The 23,202-nt window shown below is 43.0% G+C and carries 20 protein-coding genes and 1 other annotated feature; of the genes, 2 read left to right on the top strand and 18 right to left on the bottom strand.

Annotated elements, in window-relative coordinates; all coding sequences use genetic code 11:
• Window positions 1–85: 85 nt before the first annotated feature.
• From FS736_RS01345 to FS736_RS01325, 5 genes are all read right to left on the bottom strand, one after another.
• Window positions 86–1,027, bottom strand: coding sequence for an ABC transporter ATP-binding protein (locus FS736_RS01345; protein ID WP_144474562.1), 942 nt, complete (start codon window positions 1,025–1,027; stop codon window positions 86–88).
• 22 nt (window positions 1,028–1,049) lie between these two features.
• Window positions 1,050–2,084, bottom strand: coding sequence for an ABC transporter ATP-binding protein (locus tag FS736_RS01340; RefSeq protein ID WP_144474561.1), 1,035 nt, complete (start codon window positions 2,082–2,084; stop codon window positions 1,050–1,052).
• A 17-nt stretch (window positions 2,085–2,101) separates the two neighbouring features.
• Window positions 2,102–3,130, bottom strand: coding sequence for an oligopeptide ABC transporter permease (gene opp3C / locus FS736_RS01335; RefSeq protein ID WP_144474560.1), 1,029 nt, complete (start codon window positions 3,128–3,130; stop codon window positions 2,102–2,104).
• Window positions 3,130–4,059, bottom strand: a complete 930-nt coding sequence (gene opp3b, locus FS736_RS01330; RefSeq protein WP_144474559.1) for an oligopeptide ABC transporter permease — start codon at window positions 4,057–4,059, stop codon at window positions 3,130–3,132. Before opp3b ends, opp3C begins: the two co-directional genes overlap by 1 nt.
• 138 nt (window positions 4,060–4,197) lie before the next feature.
• Window positions 4,198–5,901 (bottom strand): peptide ABC transporter substrate-binding protein, encoded by a 1,704-nt coding sequence (locus FS736_RS01325; protein ID WP_144474558.1) that lies wholly within the window; start codon window positions 5,899–5,901, stop codon window positions 4,198–4,200.
• A gap of 273 nt (window positions 5,902–6,174) precedes the next feature.
• On the opposite strand from FS736_RS01325, the gene FS736_RS25435 reads away from it, so the two are divergent.
• Both FS736_RS25435 and trpS read left to right on the top strand, forming a co-directional pair.
• Window positions 6,175–6,540: a DUF3899 domain-containing protein gene (locus FS736_RS25435; RefSeq protein ID WP_144474557.1), complete on the top strand. Its 366-nt coding sequence runs from the start codon at window positions 6,175–6,177 to the stop codon at window positions 6,538–6,540.
• Window positions 6,541–6,601: 61 nt separating this feature from the next.
• Window positions 6,602–6,836: a binding site (T-box leader), on the top strand.
• Window positions 6,837–6,916: 80 nt separating this feature from the next.
• Window positions 6,917–7,906 (top strand): tryptophan--tRNA ligase, encoded by a 990-nt coding sequence (gene trpS / locus FS736_RS01315; protein WP_144474556.1) that lies wholly within the window; start codon window positions 6,917–6,919, stop codon window positions 7,904–7,906.
• Between the two features lie 86 nt (window positions 7,907–7,992).
• Here the strand turns inward: trpS and FS736_RS01310 are convergent, their stop codons facing one another.
• The 13 genes from FS736_RS01310 to FS736_RS01250 all read right to left on the bottom strand — a co-directional run bounded on the left by FS736_RS01310 (window position 7,993) and on the right by FS736_RS01250 (window position 23,054).
• On the bottom strand, window positions 7,993–8,739 hold the full coding sequence (locus tag FS736_RS01310; RefSeq protein WP_144474555.1) for a YjbA family protein: 747 nt from the start codon (window positions 8,737–8,739) through the stop codon (window positions 7,993–7,995).
• 81 nt (window positions 8,740–8,820) lie between these two features.
• Window positions 8,821–9,063, bottom strand: a complete 243-nt coding sequence (locus FS736_RS01305) for a YuzI family membrane protein (protein ID WP_260983500.1) — start codon at window positions 9,061–9,063, stop codon at window positions 8,821–8,823.
• 1,005 nt (window positions 9,064–10,068) lie between these two features.
• Complete coding sequence (gene opp4C / locus FS736_RS01300) at window positions 10,069–10,977, bottom strand: oligopeptide ABC transporter permease (RefSeq protein WP_144474554.1); 909 nt, start codon at window positions 10,975–10,977, stop codon at window positions 10,069–10,071.
• A gap of 11 nt (window positions 10,978–10,988) precedes the next feature.
• Complete coding sequence (opp4B, locus tag FS736_RS01295; RefSeq protein ID WP_144474553.1) at window positions 10,989–11,954, bottom strand: oligopeptide ABC transporter permease; 966 nt, start codon at window positions 11,952–11,954, stop codon at window positions 10,989–10,991.
• A gap of 37 nt (window positions 11,955–11,991) precedes the next feature.
• Window positions 11,992–13,710, bottom strand: a complete 1,719-nt coding sequence (gene opp4A, locus FS736_RS01290) for an oligopeptide ABC transporter substrate-binding protein (RefSeq protein WP_144474552.1) — start codon at window positions 13,708–13,710, stop codon at window positions 11,992–11,994.
• Window positions 13,711–13,754: 44 nt separating this feature from the next.
• A complete protein-coding gene (locus FS736_RS01285) occupies window positions 13,755–14,741 on the bottom strand; it encodes an ABC transporter ATP-binding protein (RefSeq protein WP_144474551.1) in 987 nt (328 codons plus the stop codon).
• Window positions 14,741–15,763, bottom strand: coding sequence for an ABC transporter ATP-binding protein (locus FS736_RS01280; protein ID WP_144474550.1), 1,023 nt, complete (start codon window positions 15,761–15,763; stop codon window positions 14,741–14,743). The genes FS736_RS01285 and FS736_RS01280 overlap by 1 nt, the downstream gene beginning before the upstream one ends.
• Before the next feature lie 178 nt (window positions 15,764–15,941).
• Entirely contained in the window at window positions 15,942–16,700 is a 759-nt protein-coding gene (locus tag FS736_RS01275; protein ID WP_144474549.1) for a DUF2268 domain-containing putative Zn-dependent protease, read from the bottom strand.
• 193 nt (window positions 16,701–16,893) lie between these two features.
• Complete coding sequence (gene opp4C / locus FS736_RS01270) at window positions 16,894–17,763, bottom strand: oligopeptide ABC transporter permease (RefSeq protein ID WP_144474980.1); 870 nt, start codon at window positions 17,761–17,763, stop codon at window positions 16,894–16,896.
• A 57-nt stretch (window positions 17,764–17,820) separates the two neighbouring features.
• On the bottom strand, window positions 17,821–18,771 hold the full coding sequence (locus tag FS736_RS01265) for an ABC transporter permease (protein WP_144474548.1): 951 nt from the start codon (window positions 18,769–18,771) through the stop codon (window positions 17,821–17,823).
• Window positions 18,772–19,317: 546 nt separating this feature from the next.
• The gene (locus tag FS736_RS01260; protein WP_144474547.1) at window positions 19,318–20,967 is read right to left on the bottom strand and encodes a peptide-binding protein; all 1,650 of its coding nucleotides are present in this window, start codon (window positions 20,965–20,967) and stop codon (window positions 19,318–19,320) included.
• Between the two features lie 84 nt (window positions 20,968–21,051).
• Window positions 21,052–22,074: an ABC transporter ATP-binding protein gene (locus FS736_RS01255; RefSeq protein ID WP_144474546.1), complete on the bottom strand. Its 1,023-nt coding sequence runs from the start codon at window positions 22,072–22,074 to the stop codon at window positions 21,052–21,054.
• Window positions 22,071–23,054 carry an ABC transporter ATP-binding protein gene (locus FS736_RS01250; protein WP_144474545.1) on the bottom strand — a complete coding sequence of 328 codons (984 nt, stop codon included), beginning with the start codon at window positions 23,052–23,054 and terminating at the stop codon, window positions 22,071–22,073. The genes FS736_RS01255 and FS736_RS01250 overlap by 4 nt, the downstream gene beginning before the upstream one ends.
• Window positions 23,055–23,202: the final 148 nt, after the last annotated feature.

Here is a 23,202-nt window from a genome sequence, read left to right as displayed (position 1 = left end):
TAGATTAATATTTTCATATGGAATTTATTCCCTCCGCCAAAGTCATGCAAAAAAAAGGCGATCTCAAATTAAGAGATCGCTTTGATTATTTTACATATTGTTGCTGATACTGTTTAAGTTCTTTCTCAGAGCAATAAACAAAATGCCCTGGTACTACTTCACGCATTTTCACTTCTTCTCCATCCGCATACTGATGTACATTCGGATCATATGTTTTGCGGCGGCGTGTACGCTCAGATTCAGGATCTGGAAGCGGAATCGCCGATAGCAATGATTGAGTATAAGGATGCAGTGGATTTTTGTACAATTCTTCAGCAGTCGTTAACTCAACCAGCTTACCGAAGTACATTACACCAATTCTATCACTGATATATTTTACCATTGAAAGGTCGTGTGCGATAAACAAGTATGTCAACCCTTTTTCACGCTGCAGTTTCTTCATCAGGTTAACAACCTGTGCCTGAATGGAAACGTCTAGAGCGGAAATTGGTTCGTCTGCAATAATAAATTCCGGCTGCACGGCAAGTGCACGGGCAATCCCGATACGCTGCCTTTGACCGCCTGAAAATTCATGTGGGTATCGATTGGCGTGTTCTCTGTTTAAGCCAACAGTTTCAAGTAGTTCATATACCCTTTCCATTCTTTCCTTATTGCTCTTGGCCAGGCCGTGAATATCGATGCCTTCAGCAATAACATCGGATACTTTCATCCTTGGATTCAGGGATGCATAAGGATCCTGGAAAATCATTTGCATACTTCTATTGAATTTCTTCAAATCTTTTTTACTTTTCTTGCCGTGTACATTTTCACCTTTATAAAGGACCTCTCCATCTGTTGCATCGTAAAGCCTGATGATTGTGCGCCCGGTTGTGGACTTACCACAGCCTGATTCTCCAACCAGTCCAAGAGTCTCTCCTTTAAAGATATCAAAAGTAATTCCGTCAATCGCTTTTACTTCATTTGGTTGTCCAATATTGAAGTATTGCTTCAGATTCTTTATTTCAAGAAGTTTTTCTCTATTTTCCATCAGCCAGTCCTCCTCCTACAGTTTATTTCATGTCCATGAATTTGCGCATTCTGCTCTTCACAGCTTCCGGCGGTTCTACCTTTGGAGCGTCCGGATGCAACAGCCATGTAGCAGCATAATGTGTATCGGACACTTTAAACATTGGAGGCTGTTCTTCAAGATCAATTTGCATTGCATATTCATTTCGTGGCGCAAAGGCATCTCCCTTTGGCGGATGCAATAAGTTTGGCGGTGTACCAGGAATTGCATATAGCTCTTCTTCCTTAGCATCAAGACTTGGCATCGAACTAATCAATCCCCATGTATAAGGATGCTGCGGATTGTAAAACACTTCATCAACTGTTCCAATTTCAACAATCTTACCACCGTACATTACGGCAACCCTGTCTGCTACGTTCGCAACAACACCGAGGTCATGGGTAATGAAGATAATAGATGTATCAATCTTTTTCTGCAGATCCTTCATCAATTCCAGAATCTGTGCCTGGATGGTTACATCCAAAGCCGTTGTTGGCTCATCAGCAATCAGGACCTTTGGGTTACATGCTAATGCAATCGCAATAACAACCCTTTGTCTCATACCACCGGAAAATTGGTGCGGATATTGCTTGACCCTTAATTCCGGCTTAGGAATACCTACTAGTTTCAACAGCTGGACAGCCCGTTCCATTGCCGTAGATTTACTCATATTTTGATGCTTGATCAGCGGTTCCATGATTTGCTTGCCAACAGTCATTGTTGGGTTTAAGGATGTCATCGGATCCTGGAAAATCATCGAAATGTCTTTTCCACGAATTTTTTGCATTTGTCTGTCAGTCAGCTTTGTTAAATCCTTGCCGTCAAATAGAATCTGTCCATTTTTAATTTCCGAGTTTCCAGGAGGCAATAATCTCATGATTGCTTTAGTTGTTACTGATTTTCCAGAACCCGACTCGCCTACGATCGCCAGGGTCTCTCCTTTTTTCAGATCGAAATTAACACCGCGGATTGCCTGAACCTCTCCCGCAAATGTATGGAAGGAGATATTTAAATCTTTAACCTCTAAAATATTTTCCATTATATTCACCTGCCCTTTTAATCGCGCATTTTCGGATCAAGCGCATCACGCAATCCGTCTGCCAGCATATTGAATGTAATCATGATAAGACTGATGATGATAGCTGGGATGATCATCTCATGTGGATGCAATCTTAATACTTTAAATCCTTCATCGATTAAAGTACCCAATGAAGCTAATGGGTCCTGCAGACCAAGTCCAATAAAGCTTAGGAATGCTTCAAAGAAAATCGCATTTGGAATAGTAAACATTGTGTTAATAATAATGACACCAGCAAGGTTAGGGAGTAAATGTTTGGAAATAATCTTCCCGTCAGAATTCCCTAATGTCTTAGATGCAAGAACAAACTCTTGTTCCTTAAGCTTTAAAACCTGTGCACGGACGACACGCGCCATTCCAACCCAACCCGTTATTGTCAGAGCAACAGTAATTGAGATGATACCTGGCTGAAGCACAAGAATCATTAATATTACAACAATCATTGTAGGAATACCAACAAGGACTTCTGTGATCCTTTGCATAACATTGTCCAGTCTGCCGCCATAATACCCTGATACCGCCCCATAGGCAACACCAATAATCATATCAATCAGCGCTGCAAGCAAAGCAATATACAAAGAGATTTGGGTTCCCTTCCAAGTACGTGTGAAAAGGTCACGTCCTAACGCGTCAGTACCAAACCAATAATACTCGTCTACTTTTTTAACTTCATACATATTAATTTCTTTGCCGGCTTTATTTACCTTAACTCCATCAAAAGGGAGCCAACTGATATTTTCAAGCCCCTGAATTCTTGGCGGCAAATTATTATGGCTGACTTTTTGTGTGTCAAAATCTTTTCCACTAATTAAAGGACCAATGAAGGCCATTAAAACAAGCAGAACCATAACAATTAAACTTGCCAGGGCACCTTTGTTCTTACGCACACGCATCCAAGCATCCTGCCAAAAGGTTAAGCTCGGCTTGTTAATTTCTTCGCTTTTAGCTGAATCAATGATTGCAGGCTGAAAGCGATCTTTTGAAATTTTCGTTTCAAGATTAGCCATTACTTTTTACCTCCTGACAGTCTGATTCGTGGATCAATGATTCCATATAAAATATCCACTACAAGGATGATAAACACAAATAAAGCAGCAAATAAAATAGTTGTTCCCATGATAACAGGGTAATCATTAACAGTAATAGATTTTACAAACTGCTCTCCTAATCCAGGAATAGCAAATATCTTTTCTACTACTAGTGAACCTGTCATCAAAGAGATCGCCAAAGGCCCTAGTACAGTTACCAAAGGAATAAGTGCATTCCTCAAAGCATGTTTTACTGCGATTTCATAGTAACTTGCACCTTTTGCTTTAGCTAGAAGGATGTAATCCGACCCTAAAACTTCAATCATTTCTGTTCTCATGAATCGGGCTGAAATTGCTATTGGGAAAATAGATAATGCAATGGTTGGCAGGATTGTATATTCAAATCCTTTCCAGAATAGCACTGGGAACCAGCCTAATTTTACAGCTACAAAATATTGAAGAAGACCAGCAAAAACAAAGTTTGGCACAGCCTTACCCAAAACTGCAATAAATGTTGCACTATAATCCACCCATGTATTTTGTCTAAGAGCGGCAAATATACCGAGCATGATGCCTAATATGGTTCCAACAATCATAGCCTGGGCTCCTAATTGCATAGATGGACCAAGACGCTTGATCATCAGGTCGGTTACCGGTGTGTTATTAAATTGAAATGAGATACCCAGATCTCCTTGCAGCAGGTTGCCAATATATTTAGCATATTGTACAGGCACAGGCTGGTCCAATCCATACTTAGCTTTCATTATTTGCAATTGCGCAGGCGGCAATTTAGCTGCACTCGCAAATGGCGTACCAGGTATGATTTTCATTAAGAAAAACGTTATGGACGCAATAATGAAAAGAGTCAAAATCATAAAGAGAATCCTTTTAGCCAGGTATTTTCCCATAGTGTGCACCTCCTATATTATTTTAATTTTCCCTATTATTCGACAAATGCCTCACAGGGAAAAAGAGAGTATATCTAGATATACTCTCTTTCTATCATCAGAATTATTACCTTCTGAAATAAGAAACTGCTTTAGTTATTATTCTGCTTCAGTAATCTTAACCCATTGGAAGTTATAGTCAGGACCATAGTTGTAGATCGCAAGACCTTTAACTCCTGGGTTCAATAGGATGTTAGCTGCACGCTGGTAAACCGGCGCTAGACCAAAATCTTCTCCAAGCATGATCTTTTCAGCTTCCTGCTGAGCTTCCCATTGTGCTTTTTCATCAGTTGCAAGCTTGCCTTGAGCGTCCTTGATCAACTGATCGTATTTAGGATTAGTGTATCCCATTCTGTTGCTTCCGCCATCAGTGATCCAAAGGTCAGTGAACGACAATGCGTTACCGTAGTCAGGGCCCCATCCTGCGAATTGAAGATCATAATCCATAGCGTTGTCACGCTCTAGACGTACTGCGAAAGGAACACTTTCAAGTTTGACAGTCAAACCTGGAAGGTTAGTTTCCAATTGGTTCTTGATGTAAGCGTCAGTCTTCTTAGCTGCTTCAGTGTCTCCACCAAGGTAGCGAATCTCAAGCTTATCTACGCCAAGTTCCTTAAGTCCAGTTTCCCAAGCCTTTTTAGCTTCTTCAGCATTGAAAGTAACAATGTCGCCGTACTTTTCACGGAAATCTTCACCGTCAAGAGTTACGAAATCTTTTGGTACGAAATAGTTAGCAGCTACTGAACCATTGTTCAGGATGCTTGCAGCAAGGTCTTCTTTGTTGAAGCCCATTGCGATTGCTTTACGGATGTTTACGTTTTTAAGAGCTTCGTTCTTCTGGTTCATCTTGATCCAGAATACAGTTGGCTCCATCCAGCTAAGCATACGCTCATCGCCTTCGTATGATGGAACGATATCAGAAGAAAGCAATCCAGTCATGTCTGTTTCGCCAGCTTCAAATGCGTTTACAGCAGAGTTTGAATCTTTTACTACGTTTACAGTGATTTTCTCAAGAGTTACATCTTTAGCATTCCAGTAATCTTCGTTCTTTTCAAGTACCCACTCAGTGGCGTCAGTACCTTCCCACTTAGTCATCTTGAAAGGTCCGTTGTAAAGTAAGTTTTCAGCATTGCTTGCGAAAGCTTCGCCTTTCTCTTCAACAAACTTCTGGTTTTGAGGATAGAATGTTGGGAAAGCGAAAAGGTCAGCCCAGTATACTACTGGCTTTTCAAGAGTTACTTCCAAAGTTTTTTCGTCAATTGCCTTTACACCAAGAGTGTTAAGGTCGTAGTCTTTCTTATTTGCTCCAGCTTCAGTGATTTCTGCAGCACCCTTGATTTTGCCGCCCATCATGTAAGGACCATATGGAGAAGCAGTTGCAGGGTCGATTGCGCGCTGCCAAGCAAATACGAAGTCTTGTGCAGTTACAGGCTCGCCGTTAGACCATTTAGAATCGCGAAGTTTGAAAGTGTAAACAGTCTTATCTTCGCTGATTTCTGGTTCGCCATCAGCAAGTGCAGGAACCGGCTTGTGGTCCTGGTCAAGGCGGTAAAGACCTTCACCTACGTTGTTTATGTAAGTGAAACTTGTAGAACCTTCAGCTAAGACAGTGTCCATAGTTGGGATCTCGGAAGAATCCAACATTCTTAATTCCTGTGGTACGTTAGCAGTTTCTTCGCCTTTTGTGCCTTCATCAGCAGGCTTGTCTTTTCCAGTATCCTTATCTCCGCTGCTGCAAGCAGTCAGAAATAGAGAGAATACTAGAGTCAAAACTAATAGCAATGAAAATTTAGACTTTTTCAAAAGTTTTGCCCCCTCTTTTTTGTTGTTTTCTGAAAACTTTTTACATTCCCTATTATACATAGATTAAATTAAATGTTCAATATTTTTGCGAGAAAAATTTACAACTTTGAAACAATAGTAATAAATTTCCTAGTTGATTTATGTTATAATGGTGACTTATAAGCCTTTGTTCAATGAAATCAATGTGTTACCTATTGTAATATTTAAGTTTTTTACAGAGTTTTTTTAAAATATTACTTTAATGAAATAGCAATTTAAGGGAGAATCCGTAAAATGCGCAATAAAGTTGGGAAAATTTTTTTCGGTTTTTTTTCATCGCAGTTGATAGTTCTCTTCCTCTCTTTCCTCGTTCGTAGAGGTTTTACCTTACTGAGTTATATCAATATTTCTTTTTATATTGCTAGTGCACTATTATTCATCTCCTTACTTGTCTATACTGTCAATTCAGGTTTCTTTGACACAATGTCCTATTCTTTCCGTACTGTTTTTACCAAGAAGGAAGAAGGAGAGAAGAAGAAGTCGTTTGAGGAAATGACTCCTCTGTCCGAGTTGGTCACCTTCAATGCGAACCCCCTTCTTATTATTAGTCTCCTGGATTTAGCTTTCATGCTGGCAGCCCTTTACGTTTATTATTTGTAAAAGAATCCTGTTCCACTTGCTTATGATGGTAAATTTGATTATAATCATTTTTAATAAATCTTTAAAAGCAATGAAGAAGAATAGTACATTTGTTTAAGGCTTCTCAGAGAGTTTGTGGTCGGTGGAAACAAACAGCCTGGCATTTGGAATGGACTTCCGAGCTTCTGGTTCGAAACTAAGCAGTAAGTAGATCCAGGCGTAAATCCTGCGTTAAAGGAAGCCATGCAGCACAAGCATGGGCAGAGTGACTCATTCGTGAGTAATTAGGGTGGCAACACGGACCATTCGTCCCTACAAGTAGGGGACGAATGGTCCTTTTTTGCGTTCTTCTTTTTGTTCTTAGGAAGAAGAACCATAATAGAAGGAGGAATTTTTTATGCAAACCATTTTTTCCGGCATCCAGCCGAGCGGAACGATTACACTTGGCAATTATATCGGGGCAATGAAGCAATTCACGGAATTGCAGGATGAGTATAATTGCTATTTCTGCATCGTTGACCAGCATGCGATAACTGTACCCCAGGAACGGATGCAGCTCCGTAAAAATATCAAAAGCCTGGCAGCCTTGTACATCGCATCCGGAATTGATCCTGAAAAGGTTACACTTTTCATTCAATCAGAGGTTCCGGCACATGCTCAGGCTGGATGGATGATGCAATGTGTTGCTTATATCGGAGAACTTGAAAGAATGACCCAGTTCAAGGATAAGTCTTCTGGTAAAGAAGCAGTTTCAGCAGGCCTATTGACATACCCGCCTCTAATGGCAGCTGACATCCTTCTATATGGAACAGACCTGGTTCCTGTCGGAGAAGACCAAAAACAGCATCTTGAACTAACAAGAGACCTGGCTGAACGATTCAACAAAAAATATAATGACATCTTCACCATTCCTGAAGTCCGGATAGCAAAAGTTGGTGCAAGGGTAATGTCGCTCCAGGATCCATTGAAAAAAATGAGTAAGTCTGATCCGAACAATAAAGCTTTTATTTCAATGCTGGATGATCCAAAACAAATTGAAAAGAAAATCAAAAGTGCTGTTACTGATTCAGAAGGAATCGTGAAAAACGACAAAGAAAACAAACCCGGCATTTCCAATCTTCTTTCTATTTACTCCATTCTGACCGGCAAATCTGTTGCTGATCTTGAGAAGGAATATGAAGGAAAAGGTTACGGAGATTTCAAAGCAGACCTGGCAAAGGTTGTCGTGGATGTAATCGAACCCATTCAGAAAAAGTACTATGAATTGATCGATTCTCCTGAACTGGATGAAATTCTTGATAATGGCGCTGATAAAGCTAACCGGGTCGCAAACAAGATGGTCAAAAAAATGGAGAACGCAATGGGGCTTGGCCGCAAGAGAAAATAATCAGAAAAGGAGCTGGCATTTACCAGCTCCTTTTCAATTCAACCGTCTTATATGTAAAAAACAAAAAGAGCTGAGTACATCAGCTCCTAATTCACTTTCGGACCGTGCTCCATCTCCCATAATTTTTCGAAGAATGCCTGGCCTTTTATGATATTTTCACAGAACTTCTCATGCTTTCCTGACCAGCCGAATTTTGTCTCATCATATAGTCTTTCCCAAACATCTTCAAAGGAAAGCTGTTGAATCACTTCATATTGTTCAGGTTTCCATTCAGTGAACCAGTAGCGCACTTCAGCTACATTTTTTGAAGAGTTCAACTGGTCCATCGCCATGAACAACAACTGCTTCAATTGTCTTTCCTTCCGGGTCAATCCCCTCATTAAATCTGGTGATGGCGATAAGATATGGAAATCCTTCAGAGCAGTTTGGTCATTGAACCCATACTGAATCGTATCCTGATTTTCAATCATTTCATAAACTAGCTGTTCCTGTCTCGGAATCAGGCGGCTTTTGCGAATCGGGATATTGTAACCGATGGTGTCCACAGCAAGAATTCCTGTTCCATCAGAAACAACGAAACAATAATCAAGCTGCGTACGTTCATGGTTCTTCCTCAAGTATGCCTTGCGGTAAATGTCATCCAGAAGCTGTTGAGGCAACTCTGATAAATCGTTCTCAATGTAATTAAATAACAGATGGTCAATTTTCAGCAGCGGCACCTGGTCAAGGAGCTCTACTCCATCGTCCTTGCGCCACTCATGAAAGTGGCAGACATTATAGCCGTTCTCTTCCCCTTCGAACCAGTTTACCCAGACATCATGAAGATACAACATGATTTATAACCCCTCACTTCAAGAAACTGTTTGTCCATCAGTATGGGCAGCACTAAGTAAAATTATTCCTTAAAAGGAAGATCAATTTTCCTCATGATTATGCGGCCAGTATATACTTAACCAAATGATGCTAATTCCTGCAGGAAGAAGGTAACACTCCACCCTCCGCGATATAAACGCTAAATATTCATCTACTCCGTGACCAGCAGTAATCATATTCAAATATGCGATTGTGCTGATCCCCCCCGAAACAGCCAAACCAAAACCAATCGTCAAAACAAACAACCTAAAAATCATCAAATTGGCTCTTTTCACAATTGACATTCAGATCATGCAACCTACTCACCCCTGCCTGTCCATTTTTATATATACATATGAAGGAAGTCGGTAAGAAAGTACTTGAACCTGCCTTCATTATAGAGACAGGTTGGCACGGTCGGAATATTCATTGTACTGGCTAAAATTGAGAATGATGTCTGTACCTGGGCTGCTTGTGAACTTACGAGCATCCATGCTCAGTGTTTTGTCCGAACACGGGAACGCTTCAGGCTTTTCATGCATCTTGGCTTATTGTTTTGTCCGAACTTGGAGCTGCTTCCGACATTTCATGCACCCAGGCTTGTTGTTTTATCCGAACTTAGGGTAGCTTCGGACATTTCATGCACCCAAGCTTGCTGTTTTGTCCGAACTTGGGGCTGCTTCGGACATTCCATGCATCCTGGCTTGTTCTTTTGTCCGAACTTGGGGTTAGGACATTTCATGCACCAAGGCTTGTTGTTTTGTCCGAACTTGGAGCTGCTTCGGACATTTCATGCACCCAGGCTTGTTGTTTTGTCCGAACTTGGGGCTGCTTCGGACATTTCATGTGCTCAAGCCTGGTCTTATGTCCGAACACGGGATTACTTCGGACATTTCACGAATCCTGGCTTGTTGTTTTGTCCGAACTTGGGGTTACTTCGGACATTTCATGCATCCTGGCTTGTTGTTTTGTCCGAATTTGGGACTGGTTCGGACATTTCATGCATCCTGGCTTGTTGTTTTGTCCGAACTTGGGGCTGCTTCGGACATTTCATGCACCAAGGCTTGTTGTTTTGTCCGAACTTAGGGCTGCTTTGGACATTTCAGCCACTCCAGCCTGATCTTTTGTCCGAACTTGGGACCACTTCGGACATTTCAAGCAACCTGGCTTGTTCTTTTGTCCGAACTTGGGGCTGTTTCGGCTATTTTAAGCGTTCTGGCTCGTCTTTTTGTCCGAACTTAGAACACGTTCCGCACCCAACTTCCTACAATAGAACAAAATAAAAAATCTACCTGTGTATGGTAGATTTTTTAACGGCGTGATCTTGGATTCAATGCGTCCTTCAGGCCTTCACCTACGAAGTTGATGGACAAAATCGTCAGTGTGATGGCAAGGGCTGGCGGGATCCAAATCCACGGCTTTCCTTGTAATACGTCTGGTTCATTTGCGAATGCAAGCATGTTGCCCCAGCTTGGGATTTCAGATGGAACACCAAATCCGAGGAAGCTTAGTCCTGTTTCTGCGACAATCATTGAAGCAAACAAGATTGTTGCTTGCACGATGATGGTAGAAAGGACGTTTGGAAGCAGATGCTTTGTTATGACTTTAAATGGTGAACATCCGATGGAAATCGCAGCAAGAATGTATTCATTCTCTTTTTCAGCCAAAATCTTGCTTCGGACAATACGTGCTACCCCGCCCCAGCTCAGCAAGCTGATAACCATGATCAGGATAACAAGACCATTGATTTTACCATAGAAAATTGTAGCCAATACGATAACGAATACCAGGAATGGGAAGTTCAGGACAAAGTCTGTAAAACGCATCAGCATGCTGTCCACGATTCCGCCGAAGTATCCAGCGATTGAACCTACAATTGTTCCAAAGATGATAACGAATAGTGTACAGCTAATTCCGACTAAAAGTGATACCCTTCCGCCATACAATAATCTCGTGAAAACGTCCCGGCCATTTTTATCCGTTCCCAGCCAGTGCTCTGCGGATGGCTTAAGGGACATTTGACTGATATTGATTTTAGTGATATCGATCGTAGTGATGTATGGAGCCAGGAAAGAGACAACGGTAACGATGATCAAAAAGATCAGACTTGTCATCGCAAGCTTGTTCTTAATGAACTTCTTGCGTGCAATGGCCCAAGGAGACAAGCCTTTTTCCGGCTTCAGGTTTATCTGTGTATTTTTTGCTGTAGAAACTTCCATAGCCATCCTCCTTAATCCAGCCTGATCCTTGGATCAACAATTCCATATAGTATGTCTGCAACCAGGTTTCCAAACAAAGTCAAGAATGAGAACATCATGGTCAAGGTCATGAGGACTGGATAGTCTCTTTGACTGACAGAGTTCAAGAATAATTGACCTATTCCAGGATAAGTGAAGATCGTCTCGGTGATGATTGCACCGCCAACGAGTGCTACGATATCAAATCCAAGGAAGGTAATCAGCGGGATGATTGAGTTACGTAAGATGTGCTGATTGTAGATTTTCTTTTCAGGTGTTCCTTTGGCTCTTGCCGTTCTTACAAAGTCCTTACGGCTGTTTTCTATAATGTCATTACGCAGGAATTGCGTATAGCTTGCAGTACTCAATAGACCTAAAACAAGTGCTGGTAAAAATACATGGTGTAGTCTGCTTAACCAATATGCAGCTGTTCCTTCTGTCGTGGATATATCAACCGATCCATTCGAAGGGAACCAGCCTAAGTTGAATGAAAAGAAATAGATTGCGAACACACCCGCAACGAATGAAGGCAGTGCCAACCCTATATAGTTTGCGGTGCCTATGACGTTGTCGCCGATTGTATACGGCTTTCTGCCGGCATAAATACCCATGATAAACGCTAGAATATAAGTGATTAGAATACTGGAGAAACCTAGAAAAATAGTGTTAGGCAAACGTTCACCAATGATTTCACTCGCCGGGATTTTATAGCGGGTCGATTTCCCGAAATCACCCTGCATGAAGTTTGAAATCCATGTGAAATACTGAATGTGGATTGGGTCATTGTAACCCAGCTTCTCGCGCATCTCTTCTATGTATGCCGGATCCGTGTTGTTCGGATCGATCTCCCCACTGAGTGAGTCCCCTGGCATAAGTTTCGCCAGGGAAAACACTACGATGGAGATAAGGAAAAGCATAGGAATCATTCCGAGTATGCGTCGTAAACTGTACTTAAGCATATGCATTCTCCTTAACTGAATAGGTGGTGCTCAATAATTATTGCTTGATCCACCATTCATGAGGTGAGTTAGAACCAGAAACGTCGAACTTAACGCCTTGAACACGCTTAGAAACAGCCATAACTTCTTCTAGTTCAAGGATTGGAAGTGCTGGTACTTCTTCGTTGAAAATCTTCTGCCAGTCAGCATATAGCTGCTTACGCTTCTCAGTGTCAGTTCCTACAACTTCTAGGTCAACAGCATCTTCAAGAAGCTTTTGAGCGTCGTCATTTACCCAGCGAGGGTAGTTCCATACAGATTCAATCCCCCAAAGTGGCAGTGGATCCGGATCAGCGCCAGTTCCCCATCCGCCGTAGAATACTTCTAGAGCTGGGTCATCTTTTTCAAGTTGATCGTAGTAAAGGTTAACATCTGTCATTTGAAGCTCAGATTTCAAGCCAACTTCTTCCCAGTACTGAGTCATAGCTTTAGCACGTGCTTCGAAAGTTGGGTTGCCAGTTGCGTAGTGAGAGAACTTAACAGTGAACTTCTCGCCCTTTGGATCTTCACGGAAGCCGTCTCCGTCCTTATCTACATAACCAGCTTTATCAAGGATTTCTTTCGCTTTTTCTGGATCATATTCGTATTGGATCGGCATATCTTCGTTAGGTGCTGCAATCCAGTGAGAAGATGGGATTGGACGGTTAAGCGGCTTGCCTAATCCGCTGAAGAATGCATCTGTCCACGCTTGGCGGTCAATTGCAAACAGCATAGCCTGACGCAATTCTTTGCTTGCGTACTTATCCTTGTCCATTACGTTTTTCTTGCCATCGTATTTACCAAGTTTGAAACCAATATAGTAGTAAGATAAGCCAGGATATTTTACTACTTCAACATTGTCAAGCGCTTCAATTTCTGGAAGAACGGTTGGGTGGAATGGAGTCATGTCAAGTGTTCCATTCTTAAGTTCACCAGTTGTAAGTGAAGTATCGATAACTTTAACAATGATTTTTTCGATATGCGGCTTGCCTTTCCAGTAGTCTTCATTACGAGTAAGCTCTACTGATTCACCAGGGATAACCTTTGTCACTTTGTAAGCACCTGTTCCGACAGGCTTAGTGCGGACCTGCTCAGAAGCAGCCATATCCTTAGGATCGATTCCTTCGAATTCCTTGCGAGAAAGCGGGTAAGCCCAAACATTTTCAAGGTTGTTTACGCGAGCTTTGTCAAAAGTGATTTTCAAAGTATAGTCATCAACTACTTCAAGACCTGAGATTTTGTCAGCCTTGCCTTCGTTGTATTCCTTAGCACCTTCGATTGTGTTAACGTTAGACCAGCGCTGGTGTTCTCCACCAAGTTTAGCGATCGTTTCAAGAGCGAATACCCAGTCATTAACTGTTAATTCTTCGCCATTGTGCCATTTTACGCCTTTTTCAAATGTGAATGTGAAAACTTTATTGTCATCAGTTTTCCAGCTGGCAATGTTTGGCTCAGCCTTAAGGTTTTCATCATAGTCGATCAATGGATCATCGAAGAATGCGATGATGTCATCGTCTCCGTCAGCATCATAGAAGTTCCAGTTCAAAAGGCCTTTGAACTCAGAGCTTAGAGCGTAAGTCAATGTACCGCCATCCTGTGGCTTTCCTTCTTCAGCAGTGCCTTTTTCTCCGTCTTTCGGATCAGCAGTCGTCTTTTCTTTTTCTCCTCCGCTGCACGCAGCAAGGAATGTTGATAAAACCAGTACTAGCATAGCTAGCCAAAGCAATGGTTTCTTCATGGTTTTCCCCCCGTTTTTCTTTTATTTTTTGTAAAAATTATGCCCTAGTAAAGGTGGCAAGCAACTCGGTGTCCTGGCTTCACCTCCTTTAAAGCTGGCTTCACTTGGGAACACTCTGCCATCGCAGCCGGGCAGCGCGGATGGAATGGGCATCCTGTCGGCGGGTTCAGTGGACTTGGCACATCCCCCTCAAGGACGATCCTTTCTTTTTTCCTGCGCGGGTCTGGCATTGGAATGGCTGAGATCAAAGCCTGTGTATATGGGTGGAGCGGCTCAGCATACATGCTGTTGCGGTCAGCAATTTCAACCATATTGCCGAGATACATTACGCCGATCCGGTCACTCATATGTTTAACGACACTAAGGTCATGAGCGATAAATAAGAAAGTAAGATCAAATTCCTTCTGAAGTTCTTTCAAAAGATTGAGAACCTGGGATTGTACAGAAACGTCCAGGGCTGATACCGGCTCATCCGCAATGATGAGTTTCGGTCTTAACGCAAGCGCTCTGGCAATGCCGATCCTTTGTCTTTGTCCGCCCGAAAATTCGTGGGCGTATTTATAATAAGCATCTTCAGGAAGACCTACTTTGTTCAATAAATCCATTACCTCATCCTTCAAGTCCTTCATGCTGACATTCTTGAAGTTCCTGATTGGTTCGGAAACGATGTCGCCCACCATTTGCATCGGATTCAGCGAAGCATATGGATCTTGGAAAACCATTTGGATGTCCTGGCGGATTGCCTGGAGAGTTTTGCCTCTCAGTTTGGTGATATCCTTTCCTTCAAAAAGGATTTCTCCTTCTGTAGCATTCAACAGGCGGATGATTGTCCTTCCTGTTGTTGATTTGCCGCAGCCTGATTCTCCAACGAGTCCAAGTGTTTCACCCTTCTTGATTTCGAATGATACATTATCGACTGCCTTGACGTTGCCGATTGTACGTCTGAAGAAACCGCCTTTTACAGGATAGTAGGTTTTAAGATTCTTAATTTCCAGCAAATTCTCTTTTTCTACTATAATTGTATTGCTCATTATGCCTTGACTCCTTCTTTTGGCATACTTGCTTCATATAGAATGCACGCCACTTCATGACCTTGTTCAACCTCTCCAAGCTGTGGAGTGATGCTTGTACACTCTGGCATTGCTTTTGGGCAGCGGTTTGCAAAACGGCAACCGGTTGCAGGCATATTCTTAAGTGATGGGACAATTCCCTTGATTGAGCTTAATTCTTCTTTATCCTCATCCATTTTTGGAATAGCGCCCATCATCAGTTCAGTGTATGGATGCTTAGGGTTATAGAACAGTGTGTCAACATCTGCACGTTCAACGATCCTGCCCGCATACATAACGATAACCTCATCACACATTTCTGCGACGACGCCAAGATCGTGTGTGATCATAATGACGGACATATCATTTACTTCCTGGATGCTTTTGAGCAAGTCAAGAATCTGCGCCTGGACAGTTACATCCAATGCCGTAGTAGGCTCGTCCGCAATCAAAAGCTTAGGCTGGTTGGCAATCGCCATGGCGATCATGACCCTTTGTCTCATACCGCCGGACAATTGATGCGGATACTCATCAACAATCTTTTCCGGGCGTGAAATGCCGACGCTCTTCAATAATGCTACACTCTTCTGCCTTGCTTCTGATTTCGAAATTTTTGTATGGTTGAACAGGACTTCCTGCAGCTGGAATCCTATCGTGAAAACTGGATTCATCGAAGTCATTGGTTCCTGGAAGATCATCGAAATATCACGGCCGCGGATTTTATTCATTTCTTTTTCTGACATCTTTTCAAGATGAACGCCTTCAAACACAATTTCGCCGCCGCGGATTTTGCCAACTCCTTTTGGAAGAAGCTGCATGACTGAAAGACTCATTACCGATTTCCCGCACCCTGATTCGCCAACAACCCCGACAATCTGTCTTGGTTTGACAGCAAAACTTACCTTATCTACAGCGTTATAATACTCACCATCAATATTAAATGCTGTTTCAAGGTTCTTGACCTCTAGCAAAGGTGCTTCGTTATGTATTGAATAGTTGCTCATTAGGACACCTTCTCACATTTAAATAATAAAATATTCTGCATATTCGATATATTTTAATAAAATGTTATTACAGTTTTATTACATTTGCAATACTTATTTTTCAATTGGGAAATTTATTACTTTTCAAAATTAATAAAAAACCCTAAAGTAACAGGGTTTTTTATAGTTAAATTAAATGTTAAAATTTTAGCAACTTTGTAAATTCATTTGCAGGAGAATAGAAGGATGCTTTTTCAGTAAAATTTCCCAGCTGCTTATATTGTTTTACAATTTCATAGCCCATGGCATAACCGAGGAGCCTTGGTTTGCTCCCCAACCCGAATAAAATTTGATCATGTTCACGGTCATTTCGGGTAAGTGACAGTTTTTTTTTAATCTCTTCGTCCCAAAATCCCGCTAATGTTTTTGTCGAATATCGCCTGCTCCAATCGCCTGTATATTCCTCACCGCAATAAGTGGCGACCGCATGCTCTGCCAGCCCTTCCAAAATGATTGAATCAAGCAGGGTATAATCAGCAGGACTTTTCTTTTGTGCCCGCATCCTGCATACGTGATGATATTCATGAACAAATAATGCTTCAAGTTCTTTTTCGTCTTCCAACGGAGTCAGGAAAATAAACATTTTATCAATAAAAGACAAGCCAGACTTCCCTTTGCCTTCTTTCATCAGCCTTGAATTGGAGACATCCATGGGAAAAATGAAAATCGGAATATCTGGACCTTTCCATTTCCGTTGGTATTTACGAAAAATCTTTTCAGTTGCTGACCAGAATTTTCCTGATTTTAGTTCCTCAAAAATCTTTTTGCTCCTTCGCTCCGGCTTGTACATGCCAAAGTTCTTTAAATAACTGTATACTTTTTTCGCATCAGCATCACCTTCAAAAAAAGCAAGCAGTTGTTCACATATAACCTGAGGCCTGTTGAAATCTGTTTCCAACCATTCATCCGTCCTGACTACCCCATCTTACTCCCTCCGAAGAAATCAACTTTACAGCTATACTATGAAGACCACAGCCAGCTGTTCTAGAATTCGTCTATTTCGGTGTGAAAATTTTCCCAACAAAAAAACCAGGGTAATCCTGGCTCTGCTAACACTTGCAAATAATTGTAGTTGTACTTATTTTCTTAAACTATTCATTAATCTTCGGATCTAACGCATCCCTCAGTCCATCCCCGACAAAGTTGAAGCAAATGACAGTGAGAAGAATCATTAATCCCGGTGCAAGCGGGTACCACCATGATTTTAAGAGGATTGTGAAGTTCTGTGCGTCCTGGAGCATATTCCCCCAGCTTGCATGCGGCGGCTGAATGCCCAGGCCCAAATAGCTCAATCCCGATTCGGCCAGGATAACATAACCTACTGACAATGTGGCCGAGACGATGATTGGTCCCATGGCATTCGGCAGGATATGGGAGAAAATGATTGAAGGCGTTTTTGTTCCAATTGTTTTGGATGCAAGTACAAACTCTCTCGACCTTAACGAAAGGAATTCACCTCTTACCAATCGGGCGGTAGTTGTCCACCCTAATAGCGCGAAGATCAGAATCAGCTTATCTACTCCCGGCTTGAAGATCGTGACCAATGTAATCAATAAGAATATGGATGGAATCGAAAGGATGATATCGACGAATCTCATGATCATCGCATCAACAATCCCGCCTACATAGCCTGCTACTGCTCCAAGGAAGGTTCCGATTGTAATCGATCCAAGCACTGAGGCGAAACCGACCAATAAAGAGATCCTGGCTCCAAATAATAGTCTTGAAAAAACATCCCTGCCAAACCTGTCTGTCCCAAGCCAGTGCTCACTGTTCGGCGCCTGCAGTTTTAGCAGCAGGTTTTGTTTGGAAGGTGAAAACGGGGCGATCACTGGCGCTAACAGTGCAGCAGTTATGATGGCGATCAGGAAAATGCCGCCGAAAATGGCTAGCTTGTTTTTCATGAACTTCCTGACAATGATCCCAAGCATTGTATCATGCGAGGTGTTGACACCGTGCATTTCCAGACTGCCAGATTTATTTCCAGCTAGATTTGTATTTGCCATGTTTACCTCCCCTTAATACTCGATCCTTGGATCAAAAATTGCGTACAGGATATCGGCGATCAAATTCCCAATGACGACAAACACTGCCGAGATGACGGTGAGCCCCATAATCACCGGGTAATCCCGCTGGAATGCAGAATCCACGAATAACAAGCCAATCCCTGGCCAGGTAAAGATTTTTTCAACAATGACAGCTCCCCCAATGAAGGAAGGAATCATCAGGCCAAAAATGGTGATGACTGGGATCAGGCCATTTCGAAGCCCGTGTTTATAGATGACTTTGTTTTCCTTGAAGCCCTTTGCTCTCGCAGTCCTCATATAATCCTGCTTGATCACTTCCATCATGCTAGACCTGGTATAACGTGTCAGCCCTGCCATATCGGCAGCGGCTAAAACAAATGCTGGCATGATTAAGTGGTGGATCCTGTCCCATAGACTGAAAGGAGCATTCAGGGTTGCGACCCCTCCTGTCGGGAACCAATTATTCTGGACGGCAAAAACCATGATCAGGATCAAGCCGAGGAAAAAGTTTGGTGTTGCGACGCCGAGGAATGATGTAATGGTCACTGAATAGTCGAGCTTTGAATACGGTCTGGTTGCCGATATGACTCCAAATGGAATTGAAATCAACAATGCCAGCAATGTCGAAACGACCATTAATAAAATGGTATTCGGCATCCTGTTCATGATCATTTCTATGACAGGAACACCTTTGCGGATCAGTGAAGTACCAAAGTCACCTTGAAGCATGGCTCCCAGCCATTTCAAATACTGGATATGAATAGGGTCATTAAGACCGTATCTTTCCATGAACCTGGCCTTGTCCTCAGGGCTGATGGTCGGATCCATCATCAAGCTGGCAGGATCCCCGGGGGCCAGCTTCATGATGGCAAAAGAGACAATCGTAATGCCCAGCAGCAAAGGAATGGCCATCAGTATTCGGCGAATGATATAAGATAGCATGGCAATTCTCCTTTAAAAATTAAGAGATTATAAGAAAAGCGCAAGCGCCTTGGTCTGCCCCGACAAGCGCTGGAGGGCCGATCAGTGAAGTCGTTCTTTGACTTCATTGGGCGGACCGAAGCGACTCGAGGGGCAAGGCGCTGGAGCTGGACAATGAAAAGTGCAAGCGCCTTGATCTGCCCCGACAAGCGCTGCCCGCCTAAAAACGCCACGTCCTGTGGCTGGCGGGTCTAGCACCTCGTGTGCCACGGAGGGCCGACCACTGAAGTCGTTCTTTGACTTCATTGGGCGGACCGAAGCGACTCGAGGGGCAAGGCGCTGGAGCTGGACAATGAAAAGCGCAAGCACCTTGGTCTGCCCCGACAAGCGCTGCCCGCCTAAAAACGCCACGTCCTGTGACTGGCGGTTCTAGCACATCGTGTGCCACGGAGGGCCGACCAGTGAAGTCGTTCTTTGACTTCATTGGGCGGAAGAAAACGCCTTGGGTAAGCTGGCGGCACTTAAAATCTGAAAGGGAAGGGACACTCCCTTCCCCCCATCCTGATCCTATTTTTTCAGCCACCACTTGGAGATTTCATAAAAATCATCCTTCGCGTGGAATACATAGCCTTCCAGATTCGCAGGCATGACCCTGTGTACATTTGGATAGTACAGGAATGTGTATGGCTGGTCTTCTGCCAGCATCTTATAAATTTCGGCATACGCTGCTTTGTACTCATCCTGGTCAAGGATTTGCTTCGCTTCTTCCATCAGCTTATCTGCCTCAGGGTTTGAGTACCAGACGAAGTTCAAGCCTTCTTTCATCTGGCTAGAGTGGAAAATATCATACTGATCCGGGAATGTTGACAGACTCCATCCAAGTACAAGTGCGTCGTAATTCCAGTTTGGCGCAGAAATTTGCTCGATGAATGCGCTCCATTCAACAATTTCCGGCTTGGCTTCGATTCCGACTTCCTTCAGCTGCTCTTGTAGAACCACGACAATATCTTCCCTTACTTTGTTACCCTGGTTTGTTTTTACCGTGAAAGAGAATTTCTTGCCGTCCTTATCGAGGATTCCATCACCATCTGTGTCCTTCCAGCCAGCTTCGGCTAGTAATGATTTTGCTTTCTCGACGTCATATCCAAATTTCGGAACATCGTCATTGTATGCAAATGAAAGTGGGCTCTCTGGAACATCAGCGACTTTACCGTCACCGTTCATGACAGAATTTACGATTGCTTCCCTGTCGATTGCGTGTGTAATTGCCTGTCGGACTTTTTTATCTTTGAACAGATCATTCTTCTGGTTGTATCCCAGATATGTGTAGGAAAGAGCAAGGCCTGACTCAACCTTCACACCAGGGAATGACTTGACTGTTTCAATATCAGTTCCAGGAACACCAGCTGCAAAATGAATATCTCCAGCCTGGATTTGCGCGATCATGGCATCCATATCAGGAACGATTTTATAGGTGAGCGTATCAAGGTATGGACGGCCTTTGAAGTAATCATCGAAGGCTTCAACCTTTACATACTCTCCGTCTTTCCATTCAACGAATTTGAATGGACCAGTACCAATTGGACTTTTCGTATTGAATTCATGCTCACCAAGTTCGGCAACCGGTACATCTTTCAGGATGTGTTCTGGCAGGATATAGTAGCTCAGTGAAACCGGATAGAAAGAAGCATCTTTCTTGCTCAGTTTGAACTCGACCGTATAATCATCAATTTTTTTGACGGATTCCATTGATTCGAAAGCTGATCCGCGCTCGCCGTTATAATCCGGGTTTTTCGGGATGCTGAACGTGAACACTACATCATCAGCAGTGAACTCTTCTCCGTCGTGCCATTTAATGCCCTTTTTCAATTTCGCTGTAAAGGTCAGGCCATCGTCAGAGATATCGATCGACTCTGCCATGCTCATAGTCGGATTGAATTCAGTATCCGATGACACCAGGCTGTCATAAATGAAACCTTCAATGTCCGAACTGGATGTATCAGTTGAATAAAGTGGGTTGAAGACGGTAGGCGCACCAGTGGAACCAATGATCAAATCCCCGCCCTGCTGCGGTCCTGAAGCTTCCTCTTCTTTCTTGCCATCATCTCCAGGAGTTTCTTTAGGATCCTCAGCTGAATTTCCTGTACACGCAGTCAGGAAAATCGACAGGATCAGGGTAAGACTGATTAATAACCATGAAGCTTTTCTTAATTTCACATCATTTCCCCCTTAAATTTTTACTGATTTTCTAGATAAGCAGAAAGGTATACCTATCTCCCCCCTTCAGTTTCTGCAGCTGCCCTATGTATATAGATGGCAGGCAACAAAATGGTTGTTCTTGACTTCTTTGAATTCAGGATCCACTTGTCTGCAAAGGTCAAATGCAGCTGGACACCTTGTATGGAATACACACCCTTTGGGCGGATTCGATGGACTCGGAAGCTCGCCTTTCAAGATGATGCGCTCACGTTTCATGACACCTTTCTTTCTAGGAACCGGAACAGCTGACAAGAGTGCCTGTGTATATGGATGCAGCGGTTCTGCATACAGGTCTTTTTTTGCAGCGAGTTCCATCATTTTTCCTAGATACATGACACCAACTCTGTCACTAATATGTCTGACAACACTTAGGTCATGGGAGATAAAAATATAAGTAAGCCCAAATTCCTCCTGAAGGTCTTCCATCAGATTAATGATTTGTGCCTGAATGGAAACATCCAGGGCAGAAACAGCTTCATCGGCTATAATCAATTCCGGGTTCAATGCCAGTGTTCGGGCTATTCCAATTCTCTGGCGCTGCCCCCCGGAAAATTCATGGGGATAACGATTGATAAACGAAGCATTTAGTCCTACCTTTTCCAATAAGCTCTCAACATGAATGTCCCTCTCTTTGCTCTTATACAATTGATGGGTATCAAGAGGCTCCCTGATGATTGATCTCAATGTTTTTCTCGGATTAAGCGAAGCGAATGGATCCTGGAAGATCATTTGTATATTTTTGCGTACATCCCTTCTCAGGTCACTCTCCGAAAGATGGGAGATATCCTTGCCGTTGAAAATGATTTTTCCATTGGTAGGTTCATAGAGCCTTATAATCGTCCTGCCGACAGTAGATTTGCCACAGCCTGATTCTCCTACAATTCCAAGAGTCTCTCCTTTATTCACCTTCAAATTTATTCCGTCAACCGCTTTAATATGACCAACTGTCTTTTGGAATAGTCCTGCTTTAATAGGAAAGTGCTTTTTTAAATCTTGTAATTCAAGCAAGGTTTCGGAGCTATCTTGTTTTGATTTGTTTTCCAGTGATTCCTTGGCTGCAATCATTTCTCCACCTCCTTGCTTTCATGTAAAAAGCACCTTACAGACCGTGTGCTATATTTCCTCACAAGACTTGGCATTTCACTGAAACAGCGGTCAAAGGCATGTGGGCATCGAGGAGCAAAACGGCAGCCTTTTGGCAGATTCTCGGGTGAAGGTACATTTCCTTCTATTGACACAAGCCGGGCATGGTCCTCGTCTACCGACGGGATGGAACCCATCAGGCCCTCAGTGTAAGGATGCAGTGGATTTTCAAACAGGTCCTCCACGATTGCTTGCTCCACAACCTGGCCCGCGTACATGACGACAACCCGGTCTGCGACTTCGGAAACCACTCCAAGGTCATGGGTAATGATCAGGATCGAGGTATTGAATTTTGTGCTCAAATCCTTCATCAGATCCAGGATCTGCGCCTGGATTGTCACGTCCAAAGCTGTAGTTGGCTCATCCGCAATCAAAAGCTTTGGGTTGCAGCTCATGGCCATCGCAATCATCACCCGCTGGCGCATTCCTCCCGAAAGCCGGTGGGGATAATCATTGATAATTTCCTTCGCTCGTGAAAAGCCAACGAGTTCCAGCATCTCGATGGCTTTTTGCTTCGCCATTGCCTGATTCAATCCCTGATGGTATGTCAGGACTTCGGTTATTTGTTCACCGATGGTAAGCACAGGATTCAGTGAAGTCATCGGTTCCTGAAAAATCATCGAAATGTCATTGCCTCGGATTTTGCACATTTCGTCCTCTGTGGCCATCACAAGGTCCCGCCCATCAAAATGGATCTGCCCGTCCACAATTTCCCCGGGCGGGCTAGGAATCAATCGCATGATTGATAGAGATGTAATGCTTTTGCCGGATCCCGATTCTCCCACCAAAGCGACAGTTTCCCCTTTATTGATGACAAGGTCCACTCCGTCCACAGCAGGAATCACTGTCTTTTTTCTTTTAAAATAGGTTTTTAGGTTCTTTAGCTCCAATAAGGCTGTCACGTTTCTTGCACACCGCCCATCCCAAGAAATTAATAGTAAAAGAAGACACTATCGGCCTGAATAAAACATTCTGATAATTATTAATTATTAGGAACATGGTACTTTTATTACACTTTCATTACTTTTTTTGAAAGGATCTTTTGATAGC

Origin of the sequence: Cytobacillus oceanisediminis 2691, assembly GCF_007678455.1 — a bacterium.
GTDB lineage: Bacteria > Bacillota > Bacilli > Bacillales > Cytobacillaceae > Mesobacillus > Mesobacillus oceanisediminis_A.
This window is presented reverse-complemented; position numbering and strand designations above follow the sequence as displayed.